This window comes from Ideonella sp. P3_A4 (genome assembly GCF_056403075.1).
This window is the reverse complement of sequence record NZ_JBFUGE010000725.1, coordinates 1-2,751: the sequence shown is the minus strand read 5'-3', so window position 1 is coordinate 2,751 and position 2,751 is coordinate 1. Positions and strand designations below refer to the sequence as shown.

Annotated in this window: 5 protein-coding genes; all 5 read left to right on the top strand. The window is 59.2% G+C overall.

The features are described 5' to 3' along the window. On the top strand, positions 1–182 hold a 182-nt coding region (locus tag AC1DYI_RS31795), incomplete at its 5' end, for a VOC family protein (RefSeq protein WP_477208107.1). Positions 183–246: 64 nt separating this feature from the next. Further along, positions 247–801 (top strand): DUF1439 domain-containing protein, encoded by a 555-nt coding sequence (locus AC1DYI_RS31790; RefSeq protein WP_477208106.1) that lies wholly within the window; start codon positions 247–249, stop codon positions 799–801. 115 nt (positions 802–916) lie between these two features. After that, complete coding sequence (locus AC1DYI_RS31785) at positions 917–1,303, top strand: VOC family protein (RefSeq protein WP_477208105.1); 387 nt, start codon at positions 917–919, stop codon at positions 1,301–1,303. Positions 1,304–1,894: 591 nt separating this feature from the next. Beyond that, a complete protein-coding gene (locus AC1DYI_RS31780; RefSeq protein ID WP_477208104.1) occupies positions 1,895–2,248 on the top strand; it encodes a contact-dependent growth inhibition system immunity protein in 354 nt (117 codons plus the stop codon). Positions 2,249–2,571: 323 nt separating this feature from the next. Further along, positions 2,572–2,751, top strand: a 180-nt coding sequence (locus AC1DYI_RS31775; protein ID WP_477208103.1) for a transposase, incomplete at its 3' end; no start/stop codon positions are given.

Below are 2,751 nucleotides of genomic sequence, written 5' to 3'. Positions count from 1 at the left end.
GCGTTCGCCATGCCTATGAAGTGGCGCTGGCCAATGGAGGTCTATCCGAGGGCAAGCCAGGCTTGAGGCCCGAGTACCACGACAACTACTATGGAGCCTACTTCCGCGATCCAGATGGGAACAAACTCTGCGTTGCCTGTCATTCCCCCGAGGGTGCAACCAATGCCAACGGCGACGCCTAACCCCTCCGTCAAGGGGACCTGCCTTTGGCAGGCCCCTTACGTCGAACGTTAAGCGCCAGAAAACATGACTCGTCGCTGGACTATCTTCGTCATCTTGCTGGTTACCTTGGGCCTGGCCGCCTGGTGGGTCAGTAGTCGCCTTGTGGAAGGGTCTCTTGAGATTGGTCAACCGGAGCTGCAAGCCCGAATTGCGCCACATTTCCCCTCAAAGCACTGTAGCCTCGTCGTCGCTTGTCTAGAGCTCGCTAATCCCGTCGTCGTTCTCACGGAAGGCGAGGATCGAGTCGGACTGAACTTTGATGTCAAAGTGTCGCTCGGTAATCGCGAGATGCCAGGTCACGTGAGCTTCTCCGGCCGGCCGAGGTATGTGCAATACGAAGGCAAATTCTTTCTTGATGACCTACAAATCAAGAATCTCGAACTCACCGGCTTCCCTGAAGAATTCGCTGAGGTGGTGAAACTTCGTGGGCCAGGGGTTGCCAAGCTGGCACTTCAGTCTCATCCGATCTACACGATTGATGGCAGCACCGCCAAAGGCGCTCTAGCAAGGTTGGCACTACGCGATGTGAAAGTAGTCAATGGCAAGCTCAGAGTCACGTTCATCAAGGCCGGCGCCTAACCCCTCCGTCAAGGGGACGTCCACAAGCGGGCTTCGCCCACTTGCGGCCGCCCCTTACGTCGAACGTTAAGCCGAGAAATACACTCCCCCACCACCATCGCACATTGGAAATCACATGAAACGAGTCACCGGCATCGGCGGCATCTTCTTCAAAGCCAAAGACGCTGCATCTCTTCGGGCTTGGTACAARCAGCACCTTGGAATCGATGTCCAAGTCTGGGGCGGAGCTGCCTTCGATTGGACTGATGCCCAAGGCAARCCGGTTRCAGGCACAACTGCTTGGTGCATCAATCCGCAAGAMAGTGATCACTTTGCCCCAAGCTCTGCCTCCTTCATGGTCAATTACCGAGTAGAAGACCTTCACGCTTTGGTCAAGRTCTTGAAGGAAGAAGGCTGCAACGTGCTCGAGAAGATTGATGAATCCGAGTATGGGAAGTTTGCCTGGGTCATTGATCCAGAGGGAAACAAGGTCGARCTGTGGCAGCCGCCTCAGGGACAGTGAGCAGGGTCGTTRCTCACRGCGGGCCTCGGCCTAACCCCTCCGTCAARGGGACGTCTTGCGGCAAGCCGCAAGCCGCCCCTTACGTCGAACGTTAGGCCCACAGCCGGGTTGAAGATGCCAATACACTTGAAGCGTCCTCTGCCAATGCGAGCTTCTCAAGGCCTCGGTTTCGTCGCCTTGTGCTCATGGGAAAGGCGTGCTCGCTTCAGCGTCAGCGYGGGCTGTCCGTCCTTCGGCGGCCAGCGCACGGTCAGCGGTCGCTTCGGCCTTCCGCCTGCCAAGCTGGTCAAGAGATTGAAGCCTTGGCGCYACGTCACGGCTCAACAGTGCCTACGGTCACGGCCGGAGCTTGTGGTGGGMGCTGCCACTGGGYCGGTTCTGCCGCCTTGGYTGGCTGGCCAAACCGAAGCAGCCGCAGTCCCGGTGCTGCATAGCCAGGCTYCKGTCAGCCGAGTAGCATCTCCARTTTCYTCGGGTCCGTCTGCACTGCACGGCCAGTCCATCACGGTTGGCGCATCTCCGGTGCCTAACCCCTCCGTCAAGGGGACGTCCCGCAAGCGGGTCGCCCCTTACGTCGAACGTTAGCCCCCCATGCAGATTCCACAGGCTCTTCGTCCTCTGCTAGGCGCCTTCGCGCTGGAGGTCACTGCATCGTTTTGGTGGCCGGTAGTTGATGAATACCTCCTGAGCGAACCAGGCAGTAATCTGGTGCTTCTAGCGAAGGAAATCGAATCGCTAGCCGCTACTATGGAGGAAGACGCAGTGCTGTCCGCCGCTTTGGTCGAGGTCGGTTGTTACTACTGGCCAGAACCGCAAGTCAGTCACCGCACTTGGCTGCGGGCGGTCGCGGCCCATCTTCGCGAGAGAGCAGAAGCCTCCGGTCTCAGGAGCCGACGACGTCCACCGATCTTCTCCTCCGGTCGGAAAGGCAGCCCACCAAAATGATCATGCTGCTGCCTGCCACCGCCGGGGCTAACCCCTCCGTCAAGGGGACGTCCSGCAGGCCGGCCGCCCCTTACGTCGAACGTTAGGCTGCAGCTTCGCCTCAGATTTGAAGTGCAACACTTCTTCTCCAAGGAGCAGTTGCACGAATGGGAATCCGATACTCTCACCTGTCCTCGACAGATCGCGTTCGTATTGAGGTCTGCTTGCGCTACGGCGCTCGTGCGGCCGCCGTGGCACGCTTTGGTAAGCGTCCGGCGAACCCGTCTTGAATGAGGGGGTCGCAGCGATAACGATCGTGTCCACGTACGAGATAAGTGGACACGATGACAAGCGAGAAGACAGCGACTCGGAAGCGCTACAGCAGGGAGCTCAAGGCGCAGATCAGGGCCGAGTGCGATGCGCCGGGCGCGTCGGTGGCCAAGGTGGCGATGTCGCATGGCATCAATGCCAACATCGTGCACGGCTGGCGCAAACGGCTGGCGCAAACAGGCCCGCGAAGGCGC

What these genes read in the sequence shown, in the direction of transcription:
- AC1DYI_RS31780 (WP_477208104.1), top strand. Translation starts at nt 1,895, where the DNA reads ATGCAGATTCCACAGGCTCTTCGTCCTCTGCTAGGCGCCTTCGCGCTG.
- AC1DYI_RS31790 (WP_477208106.1), top strand. Translation starts at nt 247, where the DNA reads ATGACTCGTCGCTGGACTATCTTCGTCATCTTGCTGGTTACCTTGGGC.